The following is a 23049-nucleotide window of genomic DNA, read 5'->3' on the forward strand; positions in this document are numbered from 1 at the left end:
ATCCAACGACTCTGAACGGAGCCACGCCGACCTGCGGAAGTTGTGTTTCCGCAGGTCAGCGCACCATGCCGTCCTTGGTTCACACATAAGGGCTCTCTGAGCAGCGCAACGACCTGCAACTGCGTCCAACCGCAGGTCAACGGCACCGTAAGACTGCCGCCCCTGCCCACTCCAACGCCTCGCCCTGGCGAACAAGGTTGAGTCTACAAACTCAACTCTTGGCGCAACCGTGTTCCCCCACTGACCGGAGCAGCACCGACTGGTGGTTTACGGCCATGGTGGAGTCGCCCTGTAACGGTCCGTGCGCAGACTCGATCACTAGTCAAACCGAGAGGAGTCTGCGTTGCGCGTGGGGTTGGTGGCGGGTGCGGACACCGATGAGCTGTGGACGTGGTTTGAGCGGGAGCGGGACCTGCGGCCGCACGTCCGGCTGGATCGCCCGCCCGTGCCCGGCGACGGCATGGGGCCGGAGTACGTCATCGCCGCGGCGGTGCCCGCCCTGGCCATGATCGCGCGGTCGGTGTGCAACTACCTGGCGGTGCGGACGGCGAACCGGGGGGCGAAGCTGATTCTGCGGGTGACATCGGAGACCGGGGCCGTGACGGAGGTCGAGGTCGAGCGAACCACCGACGAGGTGCGGCTCGCGCGGCTGCTGCTGGCCGCGGCCGGGGAGCGCGATGCGCCTGCCGAACGCTGAGCGCTCCCAGGTGGTGTTGATCGGCACGTCATCCTTCGGCGGGGACCTGCACGACCTGCCCGCGGTGGCCAACAACGTCACCGACCTGGTGGACGTCCTCACCGACTCCGAGATCGGCGGGTTCGACCGGTCGAACTGCACGGTCCTGCTCGACGAGCAGGACGCGGACAAGATCCTGGACACCCTGGCCGAGGCCGCCGGGCAGGCGGGCGACGTGCTGCTGGTCTACATCGCCACGCACGCGCTGCCGAAGAAGCCCGCGAGCGGTGAGCTGATGCTGCTCCTGCCCGGCACCGACATGCAGGCGAGCTGGTGGTGGCGCAAGGCGCTGTCCTTCGACGACATCCGCGAGGTAGTGCGGGACAGCCCGGCGCAGAACCGCATCGTCATCGTCGACTGCTGCCACGCGGGCCTGGCCCTGCCCGAGGGGGTGATGGGACCCACAGACGAGCAGTTCGACATCGGCGGCGCCTACACCCTGGCCGCGGCGGACCCGAACAGCCGGGCGGTGGCCAAGCCCGGGGAGCGCAACACGGCGTTCACCGGTGCACTGCTGGAGTTGCTCGACCGGGGCGTCGCGGGGTACGGGGAGCTGCTCTCGCTTTCCCGGGTCTTCCCCCTGCTCAAGCGCAGGCTGGAGGCGGACGGCCTGCCGAGGCCGAGCCACAACCTCAGCGACACCATCGACGGCCTCGCCGTGGTGCGAAACCGGGTGAAGGAACCGCACACGGCCATCTCGGACGACGTGTTGGCGCTGATGGCCAGCTCCACCAACACCGAGCGCTTGGAGGCGTTGCGCAGGTTGGCGGCGCTGCACCACACCGGTGGCCAGGTCGTGCACGACCAGGTCCGGTTCCACGTGAGCAAGCTCGCCACCGACGACAGCAAGATCGTGTCCGAGGAAGCCCTGCGCCTGCTGAAGCTCTTCCAGGGGACGGGGACGGGCGGCAACACGATCGCACCGAAGCGACCGCGCAGGGACTTCCCGTGGGCCGATCGGTGGTGGTGGACCGCCGCCGCGGTGATACTCGTGGCCGGGACGCTCGTGCTGTGGTCGACCGGGTCACCGCTCTGGGAAGCGGCGGCGACCGCGCTCCCCAGTTCCGTCCTGGGCTACCTCACAGCGGTGACGACCGCGCGGTGGGCCCGGTGAAGCGCCTCCTCCCGCTGCTGGCCGCGGCGGCCGTGGGCGCGGGTTCCCTCGTGGCGGTGACGCAGGTGGTCGACTCGCCCGCGCGCTACCTGTCCGGCACCGTCGTGATCGGCATCAACGGCACCCTGCCCGGGTGGAGCGAACCCAAGGACCACCCGACCGGTTTCGACGCCGCCTTGGCGACCTTCCTCGCCGAGAAGTACCACTTCGACATCTCCTGGTACCCACTGGCACCGAACGAGCGCGAAAACGCCCTCGTCGACGGGGTGGTGGACCTGGTCATCGCCAACTTCTCGATGTCCGGTGAGAGCGCGCGGAACCCGGGCCAGCAGCGCGACCAGACCATCGACTTCGCAGGCCCCTACTTCCGGGACCGCTCTGGCGTACTCGTAGACAGCACCAAGCGCGCCAAGGTCACCGGGGGAAAACCGGGCATCCCGGCGGAGAACCTGTGCGTGGGCAGCGGCACGACCGGAGAGGAGAACTCCAACCACCAGGCCCGGCGGATGCCGCAGGCGGAGTGCTTCGCCGCCTTCTCCGACGTGAACACCGACACCATCGGCGTGATGACGGACCAGGGCATCCTCACCGAGTACGCGGCCGCGCGCTCCGGCGGCAAGGTGGTCCCCGCGTTCTGGGAGGACGACGATCACCCGATCAACGACAAGGAGTTCTACGGCATCGGCATCCCCGACGGCAGCACCGCCCTGTGCCAGGAACTCACCCGGGCCATCAACGAATTCTTGACGAACGGGAGGTGGGGCAGCGCCTTCTCCACACACCTCACGCACTTGGGTGAGAAGGACTTCCACAAGCCCGACGAGTCAGACCCCTCCCGCTGCGTGTGACGGGCGAACCGGTCATGGGCTCCCCTCCCGCGAACGGGTCGGAGCGGGCGGCGGGGCGTGCCGGGAGGTCCCGCCACGTCGACCGTGAACGGCCAGTCGGTGCGCGGCATGCGGTCGGCCGCGGTGAGGTCCTGCGGCCGCAACGCGTAGCCGCGGCGGTTGTCCCTGCCCGGACCGTACGCCATCGAGTCGGTCAACGCCCGCATCCGTCGAGCGGTCAAGGCCCTGTGGGGTTCCAAAACCCGACTCGATGACTCTGACCCGCGAAATGAGTCGCAGCGTGCTCGTACTCGGTGATCAATCCTCCTAGTACTGGTCGGCGGCGAATCGAGGTCGTGCCAGGCATCGATACCGAGCCGTCTGGTCGTGGCGGAGCGAGTAGGAGCCCCTGGGGGCTCCAGAACGCGACTGAACGGCCCAAACTGCGGTTTGGGTCACAGCGGAGTTCGTTGACGATTAGGAGCGGTCGGGGAGTGCCCGCTGGATAATGCCGACAAACGGCTCGACGCGACCATTCGCTGGCGTGCAGTGCGGTGGATTCTTGCGACCCGATACTGGAGTCGGGGAGGACGGCGTCGAACGCCGCGGTATCGAAACCCGGCTCAACCCCGCAGCGCTCTCGGCCGTCAAGAGACACGGCCGACAGTTGCACCGTACTCGCACCAGGGAGCACTGCGGGGAGCAAACGGGGAGCAGAACTGCTTCCCGAACAGCTCCGAACTGCATTGAACGTCTCTAAATAAGCAGGCGTTGACCTGCGGAGATTCTATTTCCGCAGGTCAACGCGATATGCCGTACATAGTTCACACCGAAGGGGTCACTGGTTCGATCCCAGTATCGCCCACTGGTTATACTTGCAGGTCAGCGCCCTGCCAGCGGATCACGTTGGTGGGGCGTTGATCGTTTCGGGGTGCACGTGGGGAGCAGCGTGATCCGACCCCAATCGCCATGCCGAAGGGGTCGGGCTGTTTTCGTTGGTACAGCGCCGTTTCCGGGCCAGGTCTTGGTCGCACCTCGCTCCCAGTGATGATCACGTGCACGACCAGCGTTTTCTCGATCCAGCGACCATGACATCGGTCAGCCGGATCGTGACGCCGGTCATGGACTTCGTAGGACTTCGGCTCGTCGTGACCACTCAGGTGGTCGTACTCGGTGCCGCGGGTGTCGATGATCCGGTCGAACGTGTGGGCCGGGGGCAGCTACTGGGGCTGGTACGCGGCCTGCACGGCGAGCAGGGGGTCGACTAAGGCGCGGGATGCAATCGGGGCTGTGGCCGTTGTCCATGTGATCTCGCTCGGCCCGTCTGCACCGTGGTGGCGCTCAGGGCGTGGCGGTCGATGCGGTCAGTGTCATGCCAGTCTAGGCAGAGGACCTCGATTCGGCGCTCGTTCTTACGGGCAGAGCGCCGACTCCTTCGGCTCCGCGCCCAGCCTGCCCGGGCATGGGACGTGGAAGTCCGCGGACGACGCCGGGAATGCTCCCGGTCCTTATCGAAAGACCGCTGATCACCCGGAAACCCGCGCCCGCCGCGCGGCGGGCACCACGGGCAGATAGCTCATCGGGTCTGAGGCGTCTCCCCATGGCGGGACGGTCGTCAAGCCTCGTACCAGGTTCCGCGACTGATAGCGAGAAGTGCGTCGCCGAGCACGGCCAAGGCTGGTGTGTCGCGTTGACCGCCGTTGTCGATTTGGCAGGCGGTCGAACGACTGGCGGTGTCGCCAGGTGAACCAGGGGTTGCCGTCGAGATCGAGGAAGATCATGTGGACGCGGTCGTCGTCGACGATGAGGACGACCTCCGCGTCCGGATCATCACCCGCACCGCGGACGAAGGTCACCTCGATTCCCCGTTGCCGGCCTCGTGATCACCATTTGCTTCCGGGACCGCAGCAGGTCCGTGTACTCGGCCCACGCGCGCCGTTGGCTTGCCCATCGTTGGCGCAAGTGCTTTTGTACCAACCGAATCCCGGTTGATCTCTCCGTCCTAATCAGGCGGACAACTCTCCTGGGGTCCTGACCGTCTCCAACCTCGCCGGTCGTGGTGGGCGGCCGGAGGTGGTGTCTGCGTGACGACCCCTGCCGACGCCGGCGCACTGTTCGCCATGCGCGCCGAGGTCCACCGCACCCGTCAGGGGGACACCCCGCGTTTGCGGCGAGCGTGGCGGGGGTATCTGCACACGTGTTCGAGACGAGAGGAGCAACGCCGTGACGGAGCGCACCCCGGAGAAGGACCCTGCCGACTGGACGACCGGCGACGAGCCGATGACCGGTCCGCAGGAGTCCTACCTGAACACCCTCGCCTAGGAAGCCGGGGTTGAGGTGGCCGAGGAGTTGACCAAGGCCGAGGCGTCCCGGCTGATCGATGAGCTGCAGGAGCGCACCGGCCGCGGTGTGTGACCGGGCACGGTGTCCGCTCACGGTGCATCGGGTCTGGAACCTCACGCGGTCACCCCGAACGCGGACGACGGCGTGCACCCAGTGACCGCCACGGCCACCTGCGTGCTGGAGGTGCGCTGATCGGTCTGGCGTAGCTGAGCACGGGCCGCGTGTGCGCCACGGCGGGAACGAACCGTTCTGGGACGTCCACCACTGCGGCGAGCGCCTCGTGGGCCTCGTCCGGCCTCATCTCCGACGGGTAGGTCACGTGCAGGGGAACGCAGTCGTGGAGTTCGGCGCGGAAGGCGTACTTGTACTCCTCGTCTCCCGCGTAGACCAACGCGATGCGGGCCGTCCAGTCGATGCGGTGACGGCCGTCCGGCTGGCGGGTGACGACGAAGCGGTGGTCCGCGCAGGTGTCGTGGCCGAGCAGTTGCAATTGGAACGCGTGCCGGGTATTCGGCGGCTCGGGCAGGGGGTCGAGCGTCAGCACGCGGGGTTCGGCGGCCGTGAGGCTGAACGGCGAGCCGGGGGTGGCAACGGGGAAGCCGTGGTAGTCCAAGGGCTCCATCAGACAGCCCACGTAGCCCGACCACAACTCCGGTGAGTCCCATTCCCGTTTGTCGTCGCTGTCCGGCGGTTCCGGCGGCATCCGCTCCGCGTCGTAGTTCCTGGTGATCAGGAGCGGATCGAACCAGAGGGCACCCTGTTCGTCCAGTCCCCAGACCCACTCGAAAGTCCTGATGCGATGGCCCTCCGACCACGGGTTGCCCTCAAACCACATGCGTCCGTGCACCGAGCCACTCTATACCCGATGATCACACCCGGCGTCGAGAATGGCCGCTACGTCCCCGTTCTCGGCCATCGCGAGTAGATCCGGATTCCCGACGTGGTGCGCTGCCCGAGTTCCACGTCGGGTTGCGGTGTTGATCTGTTCGAGTGATCGGGGGAACGCCGCAGCGACAACGGTGTCCCCAGTGCCGTCGGTCCCGGTCGGGACGTCCGGGTCGAGGGCGGGTTGGTCCTGGTCAAGAGCAAGCCGCTCGGCGCACCTGTCCCCGACCTCGTCCTGGACCCGCCGACGGCCGTCAACTCTGGGTGAGCCCGGGGACCACCACCAAGCGGGTCCGACTCGTCGACGACGTCGTGCTGATCTCCCACGACTCCGAGACCGTCGTGCTGGAGCGGAAAACCGGCGCCGAGCTGTGGCGGACCCATCACGAGTTCGGATGTCGATGTGCTGGTTGTGCTGTGCCCCAACGGCCCTGGCCGCAGGGCCGCCTACAGGCAGAAGCCGATCATTTCGTCGGTCGGGGCAACCTCGCGGCGCACTGGTGCGTGCCGTTGGTGGGCGGATCGCAGACTGTCCACGCGGTGGACGGCTCTTCCGCCATCGGGGTCCGGCATGGGGGGAACCGGCTTTCGGGTCCTCTGCTGTCGCCCGCTCACGACCGGAGGTATTCGTGCGAAGGCGCACGCATGTGGTCATCGCCAGCACCGCGGTGACACTCTTGTCCACGGGCCTGCCCGCCGCCTCGGCACCCGCGGTGGCGGTGGGTGGCTCGTCCGACCTGGCTCACACCGTGACTCTCCTCAGCGGTGACCAGGTACAACTGTCCGCTCCCGGCGCGCGGCCGGTGGTGCGGGCCGCCGCCGGGCGCGAAGGCGTCGCGTTCCGGGTCTTCACCGAGAACGGTCACCTGCACGTCATCCCGGCGGACGCGCAGGGGCTGCTGTCGGCGGGCAGGCTCGACCCGCGGCTGTTCGACGTCACCGGCCTGCTCGACCAGGGCTACGACAACCGGCGCGGCGACCTGCCGCTGATCGCGACCGGACCGGCGCCTCGCGCCGCGATGGCGGGGGTGCGCGCCACACGTGACCTACCCGCCGTGGGTGCCCGCGCGCTCAGCGCGGAGAAGTCCGCCCTCGCGGGTTCCTGGCACGCGCTGGCCTCGACCGGGAAGGTGTGGCTGGACGGCAAGGTGACCGCGGGCCTCGACCGCAGCGCCGCGCAGATCGGCGCACCACAGGCGTGGCAGGCGGGGGTGACCGGGCGGGGCGTGACGGTCGCGGTCCTCGACACCGGCGTCGACCAGACCCACCCCGACCTGGCGGGCCAGGAGATCGGCGAGCACAACTTCACCGACAGCGCGGACAACGTCGACCGGGTCGGGCACGGCACGCACGTCGCCTCGATCATCGCGGGCACCGGCGCCAAGTACCGGGGCATCGCGTCCGGGGCGCGGATCCTCGACGGCAAGGTCCTCGACGACCACGGCTACGGCTTGCAGTCCTGGATCGTGGCGGGCATGGAGTGGGCCACGGCGCAGGGCGCGGACGTGGTCAACCTGAGCCTCGGCGGCGCGGACACCCCGGGGATCGACCCGGTGGAGGAGGCCGTCAACCGGCTCTCGGCCAGTACCGGCAAGCTCTTCGTCGTCGCCGCGGGCAACAACGGCGCGGCGCGGACGATCGACTCCCCCGGCAGCGCCGACGCCGCACTGACCGTCGGCTCGGTGGGCCGTGAGGACAAGCTCTCGTCGTTCTCCAGCCGCGGGCCCCGCATCGACGGTGCCCTCAAGCCGGACATCACCGCGCCCGGCGAGAACATCGTCGCGGCCAAGGCCGCCCAGGCGACCATCGGCGACCCGGCCGAAGACGGCTACATCGCCCTGTCCGGCACCTCGATGGCCACACCGCACGTGACCGGGTCGGCCGCCCTGCTCAAGCAGCGGCACCCGGACTGGACCGGTCAGCAGCTCAAGGCGGCGCTGACCGCCTCCGCCCGGCCCGCCCCGGGCCTGGACGGGTTCGCCCAGGGCGCAGGCCGCGTCGACGTGTCCGCGGCGCTGGCGGCGACCGTCACCACCGAGCCCGCCTCGGTCAGCGTGCCGACCGCCCGGTGGCCGCACACCGACGACACCCCGGTCGCCCGGGCGATCACCTACTGCAACAGCGGGACCGCGCCGGTCACCCTGACCCTGACCGCGGACGTCCTCGGCCCGGACGGCAAGCCCGCCCCGGCGGGCCTGTTCACGGTCAGCCCGGCGCGGCTCACCGTTCCCCCGGGCGGCACGGCGGCGGCCACGGCCACCGTCGACACGCGGGTCGGCACGGCTGACGGGCTCTTCGGCGGCGCGATCGTCGCCACCGGCGGCGGTCAGACCACCCGGACCGCGATCGGCGTCGACCGCGAAGTCGAGAGCTACTCGGTGAAGGTGACCCTGATCGGCCTCGACGGCAAGCCGACCGCCAACGCGGGAGCGAACCTGTTCAACTACGACGGCGTGGGCGTCTACAGCGGCGGCGACCCGACCGGCGTGTTCACCCTGCGCCTGCCCAGGGGCAAGTACGAGTTCGACGCGTTCCTGGTCGACTCACCGACCAACACCGTGCAGACGGTCGTGTACCCGGCGCTCGACCTCACCGCCGACACCGAGATCGTCGCCGACAGCCGCACCGCCAAGCCGATCGACGTTCGGCCGCCCGACGCGGGCGCGACCCAGGTCGGGGGCACGGTCGGGCTGACCGGGAAGACGGCACGCGGCGACTACGGCACGTACACGACGGTCGACGACTTCAGCAGGATCCGCACCGCCAGGATCGGCCCGAACCCCCAGAACCCCCCGGCGGCCTCGTTCGTCGAGGGCACGTACACCTCGGACAAGGGCTTCTACGACCTGTTCTACGCCTTCCCCGGCGACTACCCGACCGGGCTGACCAGGCACCCCCGCGCGACGGACATCGCCACGGTGAAGACCACGTTCGCGAACGCGGCCCCGGACTCCTCCCCTTCCGTCAGTCCGTACGCCTCGGTCCCCGGCGTCGTGTCGTCCGGGGTCCAGACCGTCGTCCCCGCCGCGGTCACCGGGACCACGCAGTTCGCCAACACCGACGGTGGCGTGCTGTGGGCGACCTACGCCTACCTCGGTGGTCGGCTGCCGAGGGAGTACTGGACACCGCTGCTCAAGCTGACGCCGGGCACGACCACCCAGCGTCGGATGAACGCGGGGATCGTCGGCCCGACCGCGCAATCCGGTCCCCGGTTCGGGATCACCCGGTCCCAGGGCACCCTCCTGGTGTACCCCGGGCTTTTCGGCGACGGTGCGGGCAACTGGGGGTCCAGCGACTACACGGGCGCGACAACGCTGTCGAAGGACGGCACGCGCATCGGTGAGAACCCCGGGGGTGGCCTGAGCCGGTTCCCCGTCGGCGACGGCTCCGGCACCTACACGGTGGCCGCGACCGCCGACCGCGACCGGGGCTACGACCTGGCCACGCACGTCGACGCCACCTGGACGTTCAGGTCCGGTCCGGACAACGAGGCCGTCCCGGTCTCCGCGGTCCGCTTCAAGGGCGTGCTCGACGCGGCGGACACGGCTCCGGCTGGCCGCTACTACCTGCCGGTCACGCTGGAGAAGGAGACCGGCCAGGTCGAGCTCCCCAGGACCCTGACCGTCGAGGTCTCCTACGACGAGGGCAAGACCTGGGCCGCGGCCCCGGTCGTCGCCAAATCGCTCGTGGTCCTCGACCACCCGAAGGGCGCCGGTTCGGTGTCGCTGCGGGCCGCCGCGGAGGACTCCCGGGGCAGCACGGTGAAGCAGACGGTCATCCGGGCCTACAAGCTGCGGTAGCGCACCGACACCGATCGGTGCGGGGCTCGCCGACCTGACCCACCGGTCGCGACCACGGCGAGAGCCGAAGCGAACCGGGGACGGCAGCGGTCCGGGCGTGGGAGGACGCCCGGACCGCGCTGAACCCGGCCGAACCGGCTGCGGGAGGCCATCCCCGCACGCCGCGTTGGCGGCCACGCGGACAAGGATCGGCCTCCGGCGGCCAGGCGAGTGTGGGGGTCGCCTGGCCGCCGCTCCGCGCGGGTCGGGTCACCCAGGCGGACGAGGGTGTGGACAGCGAAATCGCGGCAGCACGGCCAGGCTGCCGGTGGGGCGTCGAAGAGTGCCGGCATGTGGAATGGTTCCCATCGGACGAGGCCGTGAGTCGCCACCGGCGCGACTGACCGCTACTTGGGCAAAGTTCGCCAAGCAGCGGTCGTGGCCTCAGCGGGTCCGACGTGATCCGCGCTCGGGTTCGGGCCAGCGCCCGTGGACGCGTTCTTGCCCCGGGACGGGTTCGTGGACGTTGCCCGGTGACGCCTGCCGCCCCTCTCGCGTCAGGGCCGCCAGGCGGAACAGCGGGTTGACCAGGAGGTCGAAGAGGAACGGCAGGAAGCGGAAGCCCGCGATGATGAGCGGGTTGGCAGGCCCGACCGCCGCCGAGACGTGCTTGCGCGGCTTGTCCGCCAGTTTGACGACGGCCGAGGCCACCCGCTCCGGGGAGAGGACGGGCCACGGCGGACGTGCTTCCCGTCCGGTGTAGTTCGCGCCTTGGTAGTAGACGGGGGTGTTGGTGCTGCCCGGACTGACGATGCAGACGTTCACCCGGGGCGCGTCGCGCGTCTCCTGCTGGAGGGTGCGCAACACGGCGCGCTGGCCCCATTTCGCGGTCGAATAGGCACCCATGCCGGGCACGGTGACGGAGCCGAGCAACGAGTTGACGCCGATGAACGTGCCCTTTCCCGCGCGCCGCATGACGGGCAGAACCGCACGCGCCAGATACAGGGTGCCATGCACGGCGGTGTCGACGATGGTGGTGAAGACGTCCGCGGGCATCGTCTCCACGGTGCCGTAACCCATCACCGTCGCGGTGTGCACGACGACGTCCAAGCGCCCGTGGCGTTCAAGCACTCGGGCGACGATTCGACCGGCAGCGCCCGGGTCGGCGATGTCGTCGGGGACGGCGTCCACGTGGGCTGCACCCGCGTCCCGGCAAGCGGCCGTGGCGACGGTGAGGGCGTCGGCGCTGCGCGAGACCAACACCAGGTGATCACCGCCCTCGGCGAAGGCGACGGCCGAGGCCAAACCGATGCCGCTGCTGGCACCGACGACGAGCACGACCCGGGCGGTCACGGTGCCAATACCACTTTCACGCAGCCGTCGCGCTTGTCGCGGAACATCTCGTAACCCGCCACCGCGTCGTCCAGCGGCAGGCGGTGCGTGGTGAGGTCGAGGGTGCCCAGTGGATCGGCGGGGTCGAGGACCAAGGGCAGGATCTCGTCGGTCCACCTGCGCACGTGCGCTTGGCCCATCCGCAACTGGATGCCCCGGTCGAACATCTCCATCACCGGCAACGGGTCGACCTCGCCACCGTACACACCGGACACGGACACGGTGCCGGCGCGCCGCACGCCCTTGAGGGCAGCGCGCAGGGCATCGAGCCGGTCCACGGCCACCCTGTCGGTGACCTTCTGGGCGATGGCGTCCGGGAGCAACCCGGTGGCCTTCTGCGCCAGCGCCACCAGTCGACCACCGTGCGCCTCCATACCCACGGCGTCGATGGTCGCGTCCGGACCGCGCCCGTCCACCATCTCGATCAGGGCGGCGGCGACGTCGTCCACCTCGTCGAGGTCCACCGTCTCGGCGCCGTGCCTGGCGGCCAGGGCCAGTCGCTCCGGCACGCGGTCGACCCCGATGACGCGGGACGCCCCGAGGTGCTTGGCGATGCGGGCCGCGAACTGCCCGACGGGACCGAGGCCCAGCACGGCAACCGATCCACCATCGGGCACGTCGGCGTAGCGCACGGCCTGCCACGCGGTGGGCAGGATGTCGGACAGGAAGAGGAACTGCTCATCGGGTGTGCCGTGGGGGATCTTGATCGGCCCGAACTGGGCCTGCGGCACCCGAAGGTACTCCGCCTGTCCACCGGGGACGGACCCGTAGAGGGAGGTGTACCCGAACAGGCTCGCTCCCTTGCCCTCCACGCGCACCTGGGTGGTCTCGCACTGCGCGAACAAACCCCGACCGCACATCCAGCAGTGCCCGCAGGAGATGTTGAACGGCACCACGACCCGGTCCCCGAACGACAGGTGCCCGGCCGCTTCCGGACCGACCTCTTCGACAACGCCCATGGCCTCGTGCCCCAGCACGTCCCCGGGAGAGAGGTAAGGGCCGAGGACCCCGTAGAGGTGCAGGTCGGAGCCGCAGATGGCGGTGGAGGTCACGCGGATGATGGCGTCGTTGGGCTGCTCGATGCGCGGGTCGGGGACCTCGGTGACCTCGACCTTCTCGTTGCCCTGCCAGGTCAGTGCTTTGATGTCGACTCCTCGATCGCCGGTGTGGGACGCGCCCCCGGGCCGTGGCCCGGGGGTGAGCGGGGTGGTCGGGACACAGCGCGGCCGCTCACGGCCGACGTCGGACCACCCATGTCCTCTGGTACCCGGCCTCCGCAGGCGGAAACCGAACTCCCCCGGACAGATGGCCGCACCCGCCTGAACTCGCTGGGAAACGGGTCAGCGCCCAGCAGCGGCGGAGCCGGTACCCGGACTTCGTCGAAAGCCACATTGGACAGACCGGAACCGCCGGTCGCGCGGAAGCGCTCGGTGGTCCCGGCCGAGGAGGACCTCGTCGAGCGGTGCGGTCACCGCCCCCGAGTCGCGCGCTGGTAGCCGAACGCGGCGAGCCCGGTCAGGACGCCGCCGACGAACCAGTACGGCTCGTAGCCGAAGAAGCTGAACCGCTCCGGAGCGGTCAGGGTGTCCGCGTCGCCGCTGACGAGCAGGAGCGCGGCCTGCAGCACGGCGGGCACCGAGTGCACCAGGCACAGCACGCTCATCCCCCAGGCGCCCACCAGCAGCGGTTTGCGGGCCAGTCGAGCCCCGAACGGGCGGACCAGCGCCAGCGCCAGGACCCCGCCCGCCACGCACATCGGCACCGCGATGACGTCGATCACAAACAGCGGGGTGTTGCCCCGCACCGATAACCCGGGTGGCAGCCCCAGGGACCCGCCCACCGCCCAGTACACGTGGACCGCGGCGAATGCGAACGCCCACGCCGCGGTGGCGTAGGCGAAGAACGTGGTGCGGCCGGTGGTGGCCAAGCTTCGCGGCATCGAGGTCCCCTTAGTCTCGTACCGGTGCGACACGGTCGGTGTCGCCCTGGGACAATTCGTTGTCGCCCCATGACAATAGGACGGCGAGCCCGGCGACGGTCGTACGCCTTCCAGCCACCGCAAAGCGCGGGCTACCCGCCGTCGGTGATGGCCAGTTGAGACTGAGCGGAGAGCACGGGCTCTCGACCACCATATCCGCCGAGCGGAAAGACCCGTCCGTGCTCCACGCAGGCGTCCGGAACCGGGGCTTGTCGGCAGACGCGGAACGCACACCGATGAGGTTTGCGCGCCGCGGCCGTCTGTACGGGTGAGATCGACTAACTGGAGGCGGGCACGATGCGGAAACTGATCTTCGGCATGAACGCGACCCTGGACGGCTACATCGCCGCGACCGGCGACGACATCGGCTGGAGCGTGCCGAGCGACGAACTGTTCCAGTGGTGGCTCGACCAGGAGTTGGGGATCGACACGATGCTCTACGGGCGGAAGCTGTGGGCGGCGATGAGCTCCTACTGGCCGACCGCCGACCAGCAGCCCGACGCCACTGCGGCGCGGCGCGAGTTCGCGCGGAACTGGCTGGACACGCCGAAGGTGGTCTTCTCATCGACCATCGACGGGGTCGGGTGGAACGCTCGTCTGGTCACCGGCGACGCGGTCGCGGAGATCACCCGGCTCAAGGCCGGGGACGGCGGGCCGATGAGGGTCGGTGGCGCGACGCTCGCCGAGGCGGCCGTGCGTGCCGGACTGGTCGACGAGTACGAGATCGTCACCCATCCGGTCCTGGTGGGCGGCGGTACGCCGTTGTTCACCGCGCTGGACAGCTGGGTGAACCTGAACCTCGTGGAAACCCGGACGTTCCCCGGCGGCGCGGTGCTGACCCGGTACGAAACGAAGCGATGAGCACGCGCCGCGTTCCGAGCGAGCCGTCGACCGGCTCGCTCGGAAGCAGGACGACGGCGTCGTCGTTCGCGCGCCCTGTGTGGTCACAGCGTCGGGGGCAGGTCCAGCCAGGGTTTGTCCGTGGCGTCGAACCCGGTCAGCTCGGCGATCTTCCCGTCGACGACGCGCAGGGCCGCGATGGCGAACAGCCGGTACTCCGGGGCGTCGGAGGTGCGCAGGTACAGCGCGGCGGCGGGCATGTGGTTGACCATGGTGGCGACACCGCGCCAGTCGTCGTGACCGCGCTGGAAGAGCCCACCGGAGACCCAACCGTCCACCGCGTCCCGGGCCGTCGTGGTCAGGGTGCCCGCCTCGGGCAGCATCGCGAAGCGCAGGTCGTCGCGCAGCAGGGACGTCAGCGCGTCGAGGTCGTTGCGCTGATGGGCGTCGATGTACGACTTCACCGCACCGCGCTCGTCGTTCGACAGCTCGTGGACGGCGGGTCGGCGCCAGTCGAGGCGGCGATCGGGCAGTTGCTCGCGCATCGTCACCCGCGCCCGCTGCAGTGCACTGGTCACCGATGCGGTGGTCAGCCCGAGGGCGTCGGCGGCCTTCGACGCAGGCCAGCCGAGGACGTCGCGCAGGATGAACACCGCCCGCTGCCGCGGCGGCAGGTGCTGGACGGCGACGACGAACGCCAGCTCGATCGTCTCCCGCACCACCACCGATTCCTGCGGATCCTCGGGGAGCATCCGGTCCGGGTACGGCTGCAGGTACAGCACCTCGAACCCGGCGTCCGGCAGCTCCGCGGGCACGGGTACGCGGTCTTCCCGCTTGTCCAGGAAGTCCAGGCAGGCGTTCGTCGCGATCCGGTACAGCCAGGTCCGCAGCGCGGCATCGCCCCTGAACGACTCCCGCTTGTTCCACGCCCGCAAGAAGGTCTCCTGCGTCAGGTCCTGGGCATCTTCGTAGTTCGCCAGCATCCGGTAGCAGTGCACCCGCAGCTCACGCCGGTAGCGCTCCGTGATGAGCGCGAACCGCGACGCGTCGCCCGAGCGCGCCGCCGCGATGAACGTGGCCTCGTCGGCGCCCAGCGGCCTGGCTTCGGTCATGGTCGTCAATCCTTCCACCGGTAAGAGGGGGTACGAGAACTGACGACGTGACGGGGGATTCCTGATCGGTGAAGCTGGTCACGGGTCCGTTCACCACACTGGACCGAGGTCGATCCAGGGAACGCGCAGCGGGTCCAGTGCCCGTCACCGGTCGGTTGGAGCCGTGATGCCTGCGGAACGCAGCAAGGCGGCGAAGGTCGCGTAGGTGCGGTCGAGGTCGACGGCTTCGGGGGCGACGCGCCACTGCTGGTGGATGCCGATCACGACCCCGAGCAGGACGGTGCCCAACTCCTCGGCGCCGACACCGTCGGGTAGCGGGAGTCAGGTGACGCAGGCGCGGACTTGGGCGCGGATGGCTGTGCTGGTCGAAAATGCTGTCACTGGCTGTGAGCTGCGGGTTCAGGCGGCTTACTGGTAGTGGTTGAGCAGTCCCGCGAGTCGTTGTGTGCGTCTGATCCGGTTGGTCGGGGTGGGCCAGGTGATCACTTTCGGGTCGTCGTCGGGTGGTCATAGTTTCATGCCGTGGCCTTGGTGGCTGCGGTTGGCGTTGTGGTGCTCGACGCAGGCGTCCAGTACGCACTTGAGTGTGATCGTGTCGACGTGGAAGAAGTCGATCGCGAGAAGGCCGTCGGCCTAGGCACGCAGGAATGCGCGCCATGCGTCACCGCGGCCCGAAGGCGGCGGAACACGACGAGTGCGCAGGATCCGACGGATGGTCGAGGCGCGAGACGATGCCCGAGTCGCCGCAGTTCGCCCTGGATTCGGACCACGCCCCAGGTCGAGTTCTCCCTCGCCAAGCGGACGACCAGCGTGATGATCTCGTCGCTGATCGGCGGACGGCCCGACGGTTTCGGTTGGCGCCATTTCCTGGTCAGTAGCCTGCGGTGCCACCGGAGCAAGGGCGCGGGCGTGACGAGCCGACGGGCCCGCAAGGACCTCGGCAGCAGCCGAGACGGGGCGGCGAGCACCGTCCGATCGACCCAGTCCAGCCGCAGGCGGGGGTTGGTACGACGCAGAACCGCCACCTCGTGGCGTAGCGCGAGTATCTCCGCGTGCTTGGAAACGGAGTCCCGACACAACAACGTCAGCCGGCGCAATACCTGGACCACGAGCCCGTACAACGGGCGTGGTCCTGCCGCGGGCACTCGCCACCGATGCCGAACACGAGTACCTGGTGCGCTTCACCTTCACCGACCGCGTCACCATGTCGCCGTACTACTTCTGCACGCCCCGGTACCCGTGCGCGCGGTTCGACCTGCACGTCCGGTTCGACCGCGACCGCCTTCCCGGCAAGGTGTGGCGGATCGATGGCGGGTACCCGATCGAGGTGGACGATGTCACCTCGCCGCGCCACCCGCTCGACGTCGACCCGGCGGGTGAGGTGCACCTCGCCTTCACCAACCTCATCCCGCGCCTGTCCTTCGGCGCCGCCTGGCAGGACTGAGTTCACCGCAGCCGACCTGCGGGGCCCAAGAGCGCGTTTGAGATCTTCACGTGGTGAGTGGGCGTGGTCCGGGGCGGGTGGCGGCGTGTCCGCGGGTGATGCGTCAGGTCATGGTGGTGATGGCGGCCCAGCGGATGATGGCCTCGGAGGTGGCGGGGTGGCGTTCCTGGTCACGGGCGAGGCGTCGGTGAACTATACGCGCGTTGACCTGTCGAAACCGCATTTCGACAGGTCAACGCAATATGCCGTACATAGTTCACGCCGGGTGGAACTCGGTCGTGTGTCTGCTCGACCGTGTCCGCATACCCGAGGACTCTTCCGTCTGGCCTCGCTGGTCCTGCGCGGCCGGACGGCCGGGGTGCTTCGGTCTCGGTCGTGTGCCGGGAGCAGGCTCGGAAGGGTGGGCGTGGTGGAACTCTTTGGGGTGGTGCCGGATATTTCCTCACGTGAGCAACGACGTGCAGGCCGGGCTTGGCTCGGACGCGGACCTGTGGGTGAGGGTCCGTGATGGCGACATGGTGGCGTTTCGGGCTGTCCACGATCGCCATGCTTCCAGGGTTTACCGGCACTGCTATGCCCGCCTCGGCGATCACGCCGAGGCTGAGGAGGCCGTGAACCAGGTGTTCTTGGCGGCGTGGTTGCGCAGGCACAGGATCACTGTCGGACCGGCTGGGTTGCTGCCGTGGTTGGTGGTCGCGGCGGGTAACACCGCGCGGAACCATCTTCGGTCGCTGCGCCGTCGTAGGGCCTTGGTCGACCGGGTGAACGCTGAGGCGGGCCGGGGTGATGGGGGTGATGGGGGTAACGCGGCGGTGCGGGGGGCGTTGGACAAGCTGAATGCCGCGGGCCGCGCGGTGGTCGGGTTGTGCCTTATTGAGGGCTACACCTATGAGGAGGCGGCGCGGGTGTTGGACGTTCCGGTGGGGACGGTTCGGTCGCGGTTGAGCCGTGCCAAGGATCGGCTGCGTGGCGAGTTGAAGAAGATGGGTATCGACTACCGGGACGGGAGTTTCTGATGCGGTCGCTGTTTCAAGGGGCACAGGAGTTCGATACCGCCAAGTCCTGGCGCGAGACGCAGGTCGCTATTGCCAAGCACCGACACACGTTGCGGTGGAGGAAGGTCGCGGTGGCGGTGGGAGCGGCGATCGCGGTGGTCGGCGGTGGTGCGGCCGCGGTGGTTTCCACGCTTCCCGTGACCGATTCATCGGGCGTGGAGTGCCGGGCTGTCGCCGACGACGGGGCGGCCATCCCGGGGACGTTCGGCTCGCAGGCCACGCCTTCCGACGGCGCCGCCGAACCGGTCACCCCCGTGGAGTTCTGCACGACGCTGTGGCGGACGGGGCTGCTGCGCCCCGGCGTCGAGGGTGTGGTGAGTCCCGAGCCCGGCAGCGATCCCAACACCGCGGGCCCGTACCCGGTCCCGTCCCTGGTGGCTTGCGTCGACCAGGCGGACGGCCACTCGGTCGTGGTGGTCGGGACCAGTCCGGCGGCCTGCGCGTCGGCCGGTCTGGCCGGTTTGGCGAGGTGAGTGATGGGGCGGGGCCGGTGCGGCGGCCCCGCCCCATCACCGGAACGCCGGGGAACTAATAGCTGAATTCGATCGAAGAGATCTCTTCGTCCAGGAGCCCGTAGCCGGACGTGCCATAGGTCCACCCGTAGTTCGCGCCCCAGTAGTACGCGTCCTCCCAGACCTTGTGCTTGCAACTGGAGAAGCTCTTACCGGAAGCGATGTCGTCGTTGGCGTAATCGCCGACGTAGCTCGTTCCGAAACCCAAGGTCGGCGAGCAGCCCGTCGAGGTGGTGATGGTGAGGATGGTGCCTCCACCGTAGTTGTTCGAGTCGTAGAACAGGCCGATGACCACGGCCAGGGCCCCAGCTCCGGTTTTGCCCTCCGCGGCCTCGACCAGCGCGCCTGCCTTGGCGGGCGTGTCGACGCCTGCCGCGGACTCGGCACTGATCGCGCCGCCGGTCGCGTAGACCAGCCCCGCGCCGATGGTGTCGAAGCACACCGGCTTGTGCGGGACCTTCGGGCCCTCCACCGGGACGCCGTTGACACTGACCACGTCGGCCTGGACAACGCAGTTCCGCACCTGGCGTTTTCCGGTGTCGGCCGACGCACTCGGCGCGAAAACAACGGCAACCAACGAAAACAGTGCGACAGAAACCGCCGCTCTGCGCAGGTATTTCATTTCTTGCCCCCAGTGACATTCCGCCTCCACGTGGGCGGGCAGTTCAGAACCTACCTGCATGATCACCTTCACATGCACCGGCAATCGAGTGAAATCCCCAGATTTCGGACTGCCCAATAATTCAATGACACCCCGGACCGGACCGCGCTCACACGGGGACCCACAAGCGCTCATTGTGGCGGCACCCATTGAGACGATTGGACGCATAAGCTGAACCGTGCGCGAAGTCGACAACGGACTGGGCCGTTGGCCGCTTGGTTCAGCGCCTGCCACTCCGCCACGCGTCCCCGCAGATGCGAGCCGCGGGCCCCGGAACTGGTCCGGGGCCCGCGGTGGTCATCGGGGGGTCAGGTGGACATGCTCTCGATGAACGTGTCCAGTACGCCGTCGCCGAGGCGGACGGGGCCCGGCAGGTTCAGCTGGCCCGGTGGCACCTGGATCGCGCGGGCCTGGGCGACGAGCTGGTTGGCTTCGGCGAAGTGGGCCTGCGCGGTCGTCTCGTCGCCGTCGACTTGGGCGGCTTCGCCGACCAGGGCGGTCTCGAGCGCGTCGGCCCACAGGGACAGGGCGTCGAGCCAGGCGTCGGAGCCCGCGTCCGTGGTGCCGGTTCGGATGAGTTGGGGTGCCGTGCGCGGGATCTCCGCGTAGTCCCACATGGTGTCGATCGCCTGGTGCGGGTCGGTCTGGAACGTCTGGCGGTACTGGGCCACCCGGACGGCGAGACCGGGAGTCTGCGGCAGCCACGGGTCGGCCGGGATGTCCTCGCCGGTGTTCGGGTCCTCCTGGTTGTCGGCTACCGGGGCGAGGTTGTTGAGGTCGAAGAACGCGAGCAGGGCCTGGGTGACCGCACCGTCGGGGCCGTCGCCGAGCCACTCGGCGAACTGGCGGGTGGCGCGGTCTGGCTCGTAGGCGTTCTCGTTCCAGGTGAAGTCGGCCATGCCGAACAGCACGACCTTGCTCGCCGAGGGCAGGTTCATCGGGTTGGCGGTGATCCCGGACAGGTGCGCGCTGATGCCCGCCTTGCGCTCGTCGTACTGACCCATCAGCAGCCTGCCGGTGGCCTGCTCGTAGTCGTTGGTCGGGTAGTTGTCCCACACCAGCGGTTTGCGGCCCCAGATCGCCTCGGCTGCGGCGGCCTCGGAGACCTCGATGGAGGTCGGGGTGACGCCGTACCCGGTCCACATCACCTGGACGCGGCTGTCCAGTTCGGCGCGGTAGGTGGACTTGTACGGCGAGTCGTCGATGTCGCAGTAGTCGGTGGGGACGGTGATCAGCGGGGCGGTGCCTGGCGACGTGTCCAGGAAGGAGCGCTGCACCTTGTTGAGCAGCTCGACCTGGGCGTGGGCCATGTGCGCCTTGGTCGGCGCGCCGTAGTGCTGCTGGTCGGCCGCGCACTGCCGGACGTAGTCGTTGTCGTCGTCGACCTCGATGTCGTCCACCGGCAGGGCGAACGAGCGGACACCGATGTCGTAGAGCTGTTGCAGCTTGGCGGTGATCGCGGTGTAGTCGGCGGCGTTCGAGTAGCAGACGCTGAGTCCGGGGGCGAGGGCATAGGTGAACCTGATGTGGTTCGCCTTCGCCTTCCGCACCAGCTCGGCCAGCTCGGCGCGGCGGCCCGCCGGGTAGAGCTGGCGCCAGTTGTCGCGGTGGTACGGGTCGCCCTTGGGCACGTAGATGAAGGAGTTGTACTTCACCCGGGCGCCGAACTCGATCTGATCCAACTCCTCCCCATGTGTCTACTGTGGACGGTAGGAGCCCTCGACGACGCCGCGGACCGGGAACGAGGGGTAGTCGGTGACGGTGACGGGAGCGATCTTGCCCGGCTGCATGAGCTGCCAGAACGTCTGCGTGGCGTGGAAGGTGCCGTCGGCGTCGGCGCCTGCCAGCACGATCTCGCCCGGCCGGGCGGTGAGGTAGTAGCCCTCGGCGGGCAGCGACGCGGGCAGGGTGACCGCGGCGGCGTGGATGTTCGCGCCGCTGAGCGCGCCGACCCGGACCTTGAGCGGGGAGGCGTGCTCGTGGCCGTACTCGACGACCTCGACGGTGCCCACTCCCCCGTCCCCCAGCACGTCTTCGACACCGTCGCGAGTGGACTGGTCGGTCCCCGCGTCGACGACCACCAGGGCGCTGGCCGGGAGCACGACGTCCGCACCGGAGCGGGTGATCTGGTGCGGCAGCGGCCACACCTCGGGCGGGGGCAGGCTGTCCCCGGCGTTGGCGGGCACCGCGAGCAACGGGAACAGGACGGCGACACCGGCGAGCAAGGCGTGAGTACGCATGGTTCTTCCCCTCTGGGTGACGACCCGGGGCGGGCAGGCCGCCCCGGGTCGGTGGCACGCGGTGGGCAGGCGACGTGGACGGGCTTGCCGAGGTCGGCGCCGATCTGGAAGGCGGTCACCGAGTCCGGGTCGACGGTGACCCAGCCCATGTCCTGCGGTTCGGCGATGTCGCCCTCGGCGACGTAGAGCTCGTCCTCGTACAGCACCGCGGTCCGGTCGCCGTCGATCTGGAAGCGGTGCGCGTTGTACGCGACCAGCTCCTGCGGACCGTCGATGGCCCCCGCGCGGACGAACAGGTCGGTGCCCTTGGTGAAAGCGATCCGGTCGCCGTCGAGTTGGAAGGCGTTGACCGAGTTCGGGCTCACGGTCAGCCAGCCCGGGCCGAGGTCGCCCGCCTTGACCTTCAGCGCGCCGTCGGTGGTCCGGACCGCGACGCGGTCACCGGAGAGCTGTGGACAGTGTGGAGACGATCGTGCTGAACGCCGCCCGATCACTCCTGGAATGAGCGGCCCCGGATGACGCCACCCGGACTTTCCTGTCGGGTACGACTTCCGCTGTTCGCCGCGGCGTCGACGGAGCACTCCGGGCAGGGGGCGGCGAGTTCGTCGAGCAGAAGACCGACCGCGCCGCGAGAGTGCGGCGGGATCGATCGCGGGCGGATTCGGGTGCGCGGCAGCGCGGCAACTCATCGTGGGCCATCTGGTGAGTCCTGCGTGCATTAATTCGATTCTCGAAATCATGTCTCATCGATGCCGACCCCCAAATAAATGTCGTTGCTTGATGATCGTCGCGTCGACTTGAGCATGACCGGAAAGTTCTACCTCATGCGCCGTGAACTGCGCCGACCCGGCTTCACTCGATACAGCTTTCCTACCAACTCCATTGCCGCCCGCGTTGTACCACGTTCACCCGGACGGTGGTTTCTGGGCAACCATGCGCTCACTAGTCTTGTGAAAGTCACACTGGGGTTGACGCGAGAATGTTCGTCCCGATTTCGTCGGGACGGGCCGATTTCGCGTTCGTCATCCGGAGTTCACGGATCAGGTTCACCATTTCCGACGCCGCGCGACGATTCGGGGATCGGCGCGCGTCCACGGCACGAGGAGCGCAATGAGTGGTACCGAGAGACGGTGGGTCCTTGCTTTCGACGCGTCCTGCGGGAAGTGTCGCAGGGTCTCGGCGGCCGTCGAGCGGGCGTGCGAGGGCAAGTTGGAGGTCCTCCCGCTGACCCACCCGGACGTCGCGCGGTGGCGGGAGCGGGCGTTCACCGACGCGCCGTGGGAGCCGACGCTGCTGCGGGTCGACGCGGCGGGGGTCAAGGGGTGGCACGGGCGGGGTATGACCGTGCCGCTCGTGCGCATGCTGGGCGTGCGGTCGAGCCTCAGGATCGTCAACGCGCTGGGCGAGCTGCGCTACGGCGCGGAGGAGGCGCGGGAGTCCGGCGACGTCGGGCGCCAGCGGTTCCTGCGGCTCGGCGCGGGCGTCGCGATCGCGACCGGCCTGGTCGCCACCGGCAACGTGCCCGCGTTCGCCAGTTCGGACGATGCCAAGGCCAGGGCCTGGGTGGCGGCCAACCGGGCCGCCCTGCCCACCACCTACGACGCGGTCGTCGCCCACCCGCTCGCCCACCGCAGGGCGATCGTGCAGGCGCTGCCCGCGAAGGTCCGCAGCGAGCTGTGGGTCGAGCAGCTCGACCGGTACCTGCGGTCCCGGTCGAACCTGTCGGCCGAGCAGGTCGCCTACGTCCGCGAGGCGCGGGCCGTCGCGGCCCGGGAGAGCACCTTCGCGGGAGTGGCCGCCGAGGGGTCCGCGCTCGCCGGGCGGCTCCAGCACCTGCACGACGAGGGCGTCCGCGTGCTCGGGCACCAGGAGGCCGCGCGGTTGATCGCCATCCTCGGACCCTCCGACCACGCGGGTATCGCCGCGGGCGTGGCCGGGGGCGGCTGCACCTGCAACCAGACGGACGACTGGTGCACCTGGGGCTACCACTGCCGCTCCGCCGACTGCAACTACGCCTCGACCGGGTGCGGTTCGTTCAACAACCAGGCGTGCAACGGGCTCTGCTTCGACTGATACTCAAGAACGAGCACACTTACTGGTCGGGCCGGGGGGTACACCTCGACCCGACCAG

21 protein-coding genes and 1 pseudogene are annotated in these 23049 nt (G+C 69.2%); 12 read left to right on the forward strand and 10 right to left on the reverse strand.

What is annotated here, in order from left to right; translation table 11 throughout:
* Positions 1-349: 349 nt before the first annotated feature.
* From V5P93_RS28575 to V5P93_RS28590, 4 genes are all read left to right on the forward strand, one after another.
* Positions 350-697, forward strand: coding sequence for a hypothetical protein (locus V5P93_RS28575; RefSeq protein WP_104482422.1), 348 nt, complete (start codon positions 350-352; stop codon positions 695-697).
* Positions 678-1850 carry a caspase family protein gene (locus V5P93_RS28580; protein ID WP_104482423.1) on the forward strand — a complete coding sequence of 391 codons (1173 nt, stop codon included), beginning with the start codon at positions 678-680 and terminating at the stop codon, positions 1848-1850. The genes V5P93_RS28575 and V5P93_RS28580 overlap by 20 nt, the downstream gene beginning before the upstream one ends.
* Positions 1847-2698: a transporter substrate-binding domain-containing protein gene (locus tag V5P93_RS28585; protein WP_181043828.1), complete on the forward strand. Its 852-nt coding sequence runs from the start codon at positions 1847-1849 to the stop codon at positions 2696-2698. The genes V5P93_RS28580 and V5P93_RS28585 overlap by 4 nt, the downstream gene beginning before the upstream one ends.
* Positions 2699-3732: 1034 nt before the next feature.
* The gene (locus V5P93_RS28590) at positions 3733-3945 is read left to right on the forward strand and encodes a hypothetical protein (RefSeq protein ID WP_104482425.1); all 213 of its coding nucleotides are present in this window, start codon (positions 3733-3735) and stop codon (positions 3943-3945) included.
* Between the two features lie 258 nt (positions 3946-4203).
* Here V5P93_RS28590 and V5P93_RS28595 read toward each other — a convergent pair whose 3' ends face one another.
* Positions 4204-4533 carry a hypothetical protein gene (locus V5P93_RS28595; RefSeq protein WP_146108298.1) on the reverse strand — a complete coding sequence of 110 codons (330 nt, stop codon included), beginning with the start codon at positions 4531-4533 and terminating at the stop codon, positions 4204-4206.
* A 367-nt stretch (positions 4534-4900) separates the two neighbouring features.
* On the opposite strand from V5P93_RS28595, the pseudogene V5P93_RS28600 reads away from it, so the two are divergent.
* A pseudogene (locus V5P93_RS28600) lies at positions 4901-5092 on the forward strand (DUF3072 domain-containing protein).
* A gap of 49 nt (positions 5093-5141) precedes the next feature.
* Here V5P93_RS28600 and V5P93_RS28605 read toward each other — a convergent pair.
* A complete protein-coding gene (locus V5P93_RS28605; protein ID WP_146108299.1) occupies positions 5142-5867 on the reverse strand; it encodes a hypothetical protein in 726 nt (241 codons plus the stop codon).
* A 667-nt stretch (positions 5868-6534) separates the two neighbouring features.
* Here V5P93_RS28605 and V5P93_RS28610 point away from each other — a divergent pair.
* Entirely contained in the window at positions 6535-9705 is a 3171-nt protein-coding gene (locus tag V5P93_RS28610; RefSeq protein WP_146108300.1) for a S8 family serine peptidase, read from the forward strand.
* A gap of 423 nt (positions 9706-10128) precedes the next feature.
* Here the strand turns inward: V5P93_RS28610 and V5P93_RS28615 are convergent, their stop codons facing one another.
* The 3 genes from V5P93_RS28615 to V5P93_RS28625 form a co-directional block, all read right to left on the reverse strand.
* Entirely contained in the window at positions 10129-11037 is a 909-nt protein-coding gene (locus V5P93_RS28615) for an SDR family oxidoreductase (RefSeq protein ID WP_219824151.1), read from the reverse strand.
* Positions 11034-12221 carry a zinc-dependent alcohol dehydrogenase gene (locus tag V5P93_RS28620; protein ID WP_104482428.1) on the reverse strand — a complete coding sequence of 396 codons (1188 nt, stop codon included), beginning with the start codon at positions 12219-12221 and terminating at the stop codon, positions 11034-11036. Before V5P93_RS28620 ends, V5P93_RS28615 begins: the two co-directional genes overlap by 4 nt.
* A gap of 323 nt (positions 12222-12544) precedes the next feature.
* Entirely contained in the window at positions 12545-13015 is a 471-nt protein-coding gene (locus V5P93_RS28625) for a DUF3995 domain-containing protein (RefSeq protein ID WP_104482429.1), read from the reverse strand.
* A gap of 336 nt (positions 13016-13351) precedes the next feature.
* Here V5P93_RS28625 and V5P93_RS28630 point away from each other — a divergent pair, with 336 nt between their 5' ends.
* Complete coding sequence (locus tag V5P93_RS28630; protein WP_104482430.1) at positions 13352-13915, forward strand: dihydrofolate reductase family protein; 564 nt, start codon at positions 13352-13354, stop codon at positions 13913-13915.
* 83 nt (positions 13916-13998) lie between these two features.
* Here V5P93_RS28630 and V5P93_RS28635 read toward each other — a convergent pair whose 3' ends face one another.
* Together V5P93_RS28635 and V5P93_RS28640 are read right to left on the reverse strand one after the other, a co-directional pair.
* A complete protein-coding gene (locus V5P93_RS28635; protein ID WP_104482431.1) occupies positions 13999-15006 on the reverse strand; it encodes an RNA polymerase subunit sigma-70 in 1008 nt (335 codons plus the stop codon).
* A 144-nt stretch (positions 15007-15150) separates the two neighbouring features.
* Positions 15151-15294 (reverse strand): hypothetical protein, encoded by a 144-nt coding sequence (locus V5P93_RS28640; RefSeq protein WP_181043829.1) that lies wholly within the window; start codon positions 15292-15294, stop codon positions 15151-15153.
* Between the two features lie 838 nt (positions 15295-16132).
* On the opposite strand from V5P93_RS28640, the gene V5P93_RS28645 reads away from it, so the two are divergent.
* From V5P93_RS28645 to V5P93_RS28655, 3 genes are all read left to right on the forward strand, one after another.
* Entirely contained in the window at positions 16133-16450 is a 318-nt protein-coding gene (locus V5P93_RS28645) for a hypothetical protein (RefSeq protein ID WP_104482432.1), read from the forward strand.
* Between the two features lie 446 nt (positions 16451-16896).
* The gene (locus tag V5P93_RS28650; RefSeq protein WP_181043830.1) at positions 16897-17466 is read left to right on the forward strand and encodes an RNA polymerase sigma factor; all 570 of its coding nucleotides are present in this window, start codon (positions 16897-16899) and stop codon (positions 17464-17466) included.
* Between the two features lie 176 nt (positions 17467-17642).
* A complete protein-coding gene (locus V5P93_RS28655) occupies positions 17643-17978 on the forward strand; it encodes a hypothetical protein (protein ID WP_146108301.1) in 336 nt (111 codons plus the stop codon).
* 55 nt (positions 17979-18033) lie between these two features.
* On the opposite strand, the gene V5P93_RS28660 is transcribed toward V5P93_RS28655, so the two are convergent.
* The 3 genes from V5P93_RS28660 to V5P93_RS28670 form a co-directional block, all read right to left on the reverse strand.
* Positions 18034-18723, reverse strand: coding sequence for a hypothetical protein (locus V5P93_RS28660; protein ID WP_181043831.1), 690 nt, complete (start codon positions 18721-18723; stop codon positions 18034-18036).
* A 263-nt stretch (positions 18724-18986) separates the two neighbouring features.
* Positions 18987-20360 (reverse strand): protein O-GlcNAcase, encoded by a 1374-nt coding sequence (locus tag V5P93_RS28665; RefSeq protein WP_104482436.1) that lies wholly within the window; start codon positions 20358-20360, stop codon positions 18987-18989.
* Between the two features lie 15 nt (positions 20361-20375).
* Entirely contained in the window at positions 20376-20918 is a 543-nt protein-coding gene (locus V5P93_RS28670; RefSeq protein WP_104482437.1) for a glycoside hydrolase family 20 zincin-like fold domain-containing protein, read from the reverse strand.
* A gap of 74 nt (positions 20919-20992) precedes the next feature.
* On the opposite strand from V5P93_RS28670, the gene V5P93_RS28675 reads away from it, so the two are divergent.
* Together V5P93_RS28675 and V5P93_RS28680 are read left to right on the forward strand one after the other, a co-directional pair.
* Positions 20993-21397 carry a hypothetical protein gene (locus V5P93_RS28675; protein WP_104482438.1) on the forward strand — a complete coding sequence of 135 codons (405 nt, stop codon included), beginning with the start codon at positions 20993-20995 and terminating at the stop codon, positions 21395-21397.
* A 631-nt stretch (positions 21398-22028) separates the two neighbouring features.
* A complete protein-coding gene (locus V5P93_RS28680; RefSeq protein ID WP_104482439.1) occupies positions 22029-22991 on the forward strand; it encodes a bacteriocin fulvocin C-related protein in 963 nt (320 codons plus the stop codon).
* The last annotated feature ends 58 nt before the right edge of the window (positions 22992-23049 follow it).

It is taken from the genome of Actinokineospora auranticolor (assembly GCF_041897805.1).
Lineage (GTDB): Bacteria > Actinomycetota > Actinomycetes > Mycobacteriales > Pseudonocardiaceae > Actinokineospora > Actinokineospora auranticolor.

Bases quoted from the DNA above. Each gene is read 5' to 3' on its own strand.
- V5P93_RS28580 (WP_104482423.1), top strand. From the start codon at position 678: ATGCGCCTGCCGAACGCTGAGCGCTCCCAGGTGGTGTTGATCGGCACG.
- V5P93_RS28625 (WP_104482429.1), bottom strand. From the start codon at position 13,015: ATGCCGCGAAGCTTGGCCACCACCGGCCGCACCACGTTCTTCGCCTAC.
- V5P93_RS28630 (WP_104482430.1), top strand. From the start codon at position 13,352: ATGCGGAAACTGATCTTCGGCATGAACGCGACCCTGGACGGCTACATC.
- V5P93_RS28635 (WP_104482431.1), bottom strand. From the start codon at position 15,006: ATGACCGAAGCCAGGCCGCTGGGCGCCGACGAGGCCACGTTCATCGCG.
- V5P93_RS28670 (WP_104482437.1), bottom strand. From the start codon at position 20,918: ATGCGTACTCACGCCTTGCTCGCCGGTGTCGCCGTCCTGTTCCCGTTG.
- V5P93_RS28680 (WP_104482439.1), top strand. From the start codon at position 22,029: ATGAGTGGTACCGAGAGACGGTGGGTCCTTGCTTTCGACGCGTCCTGC.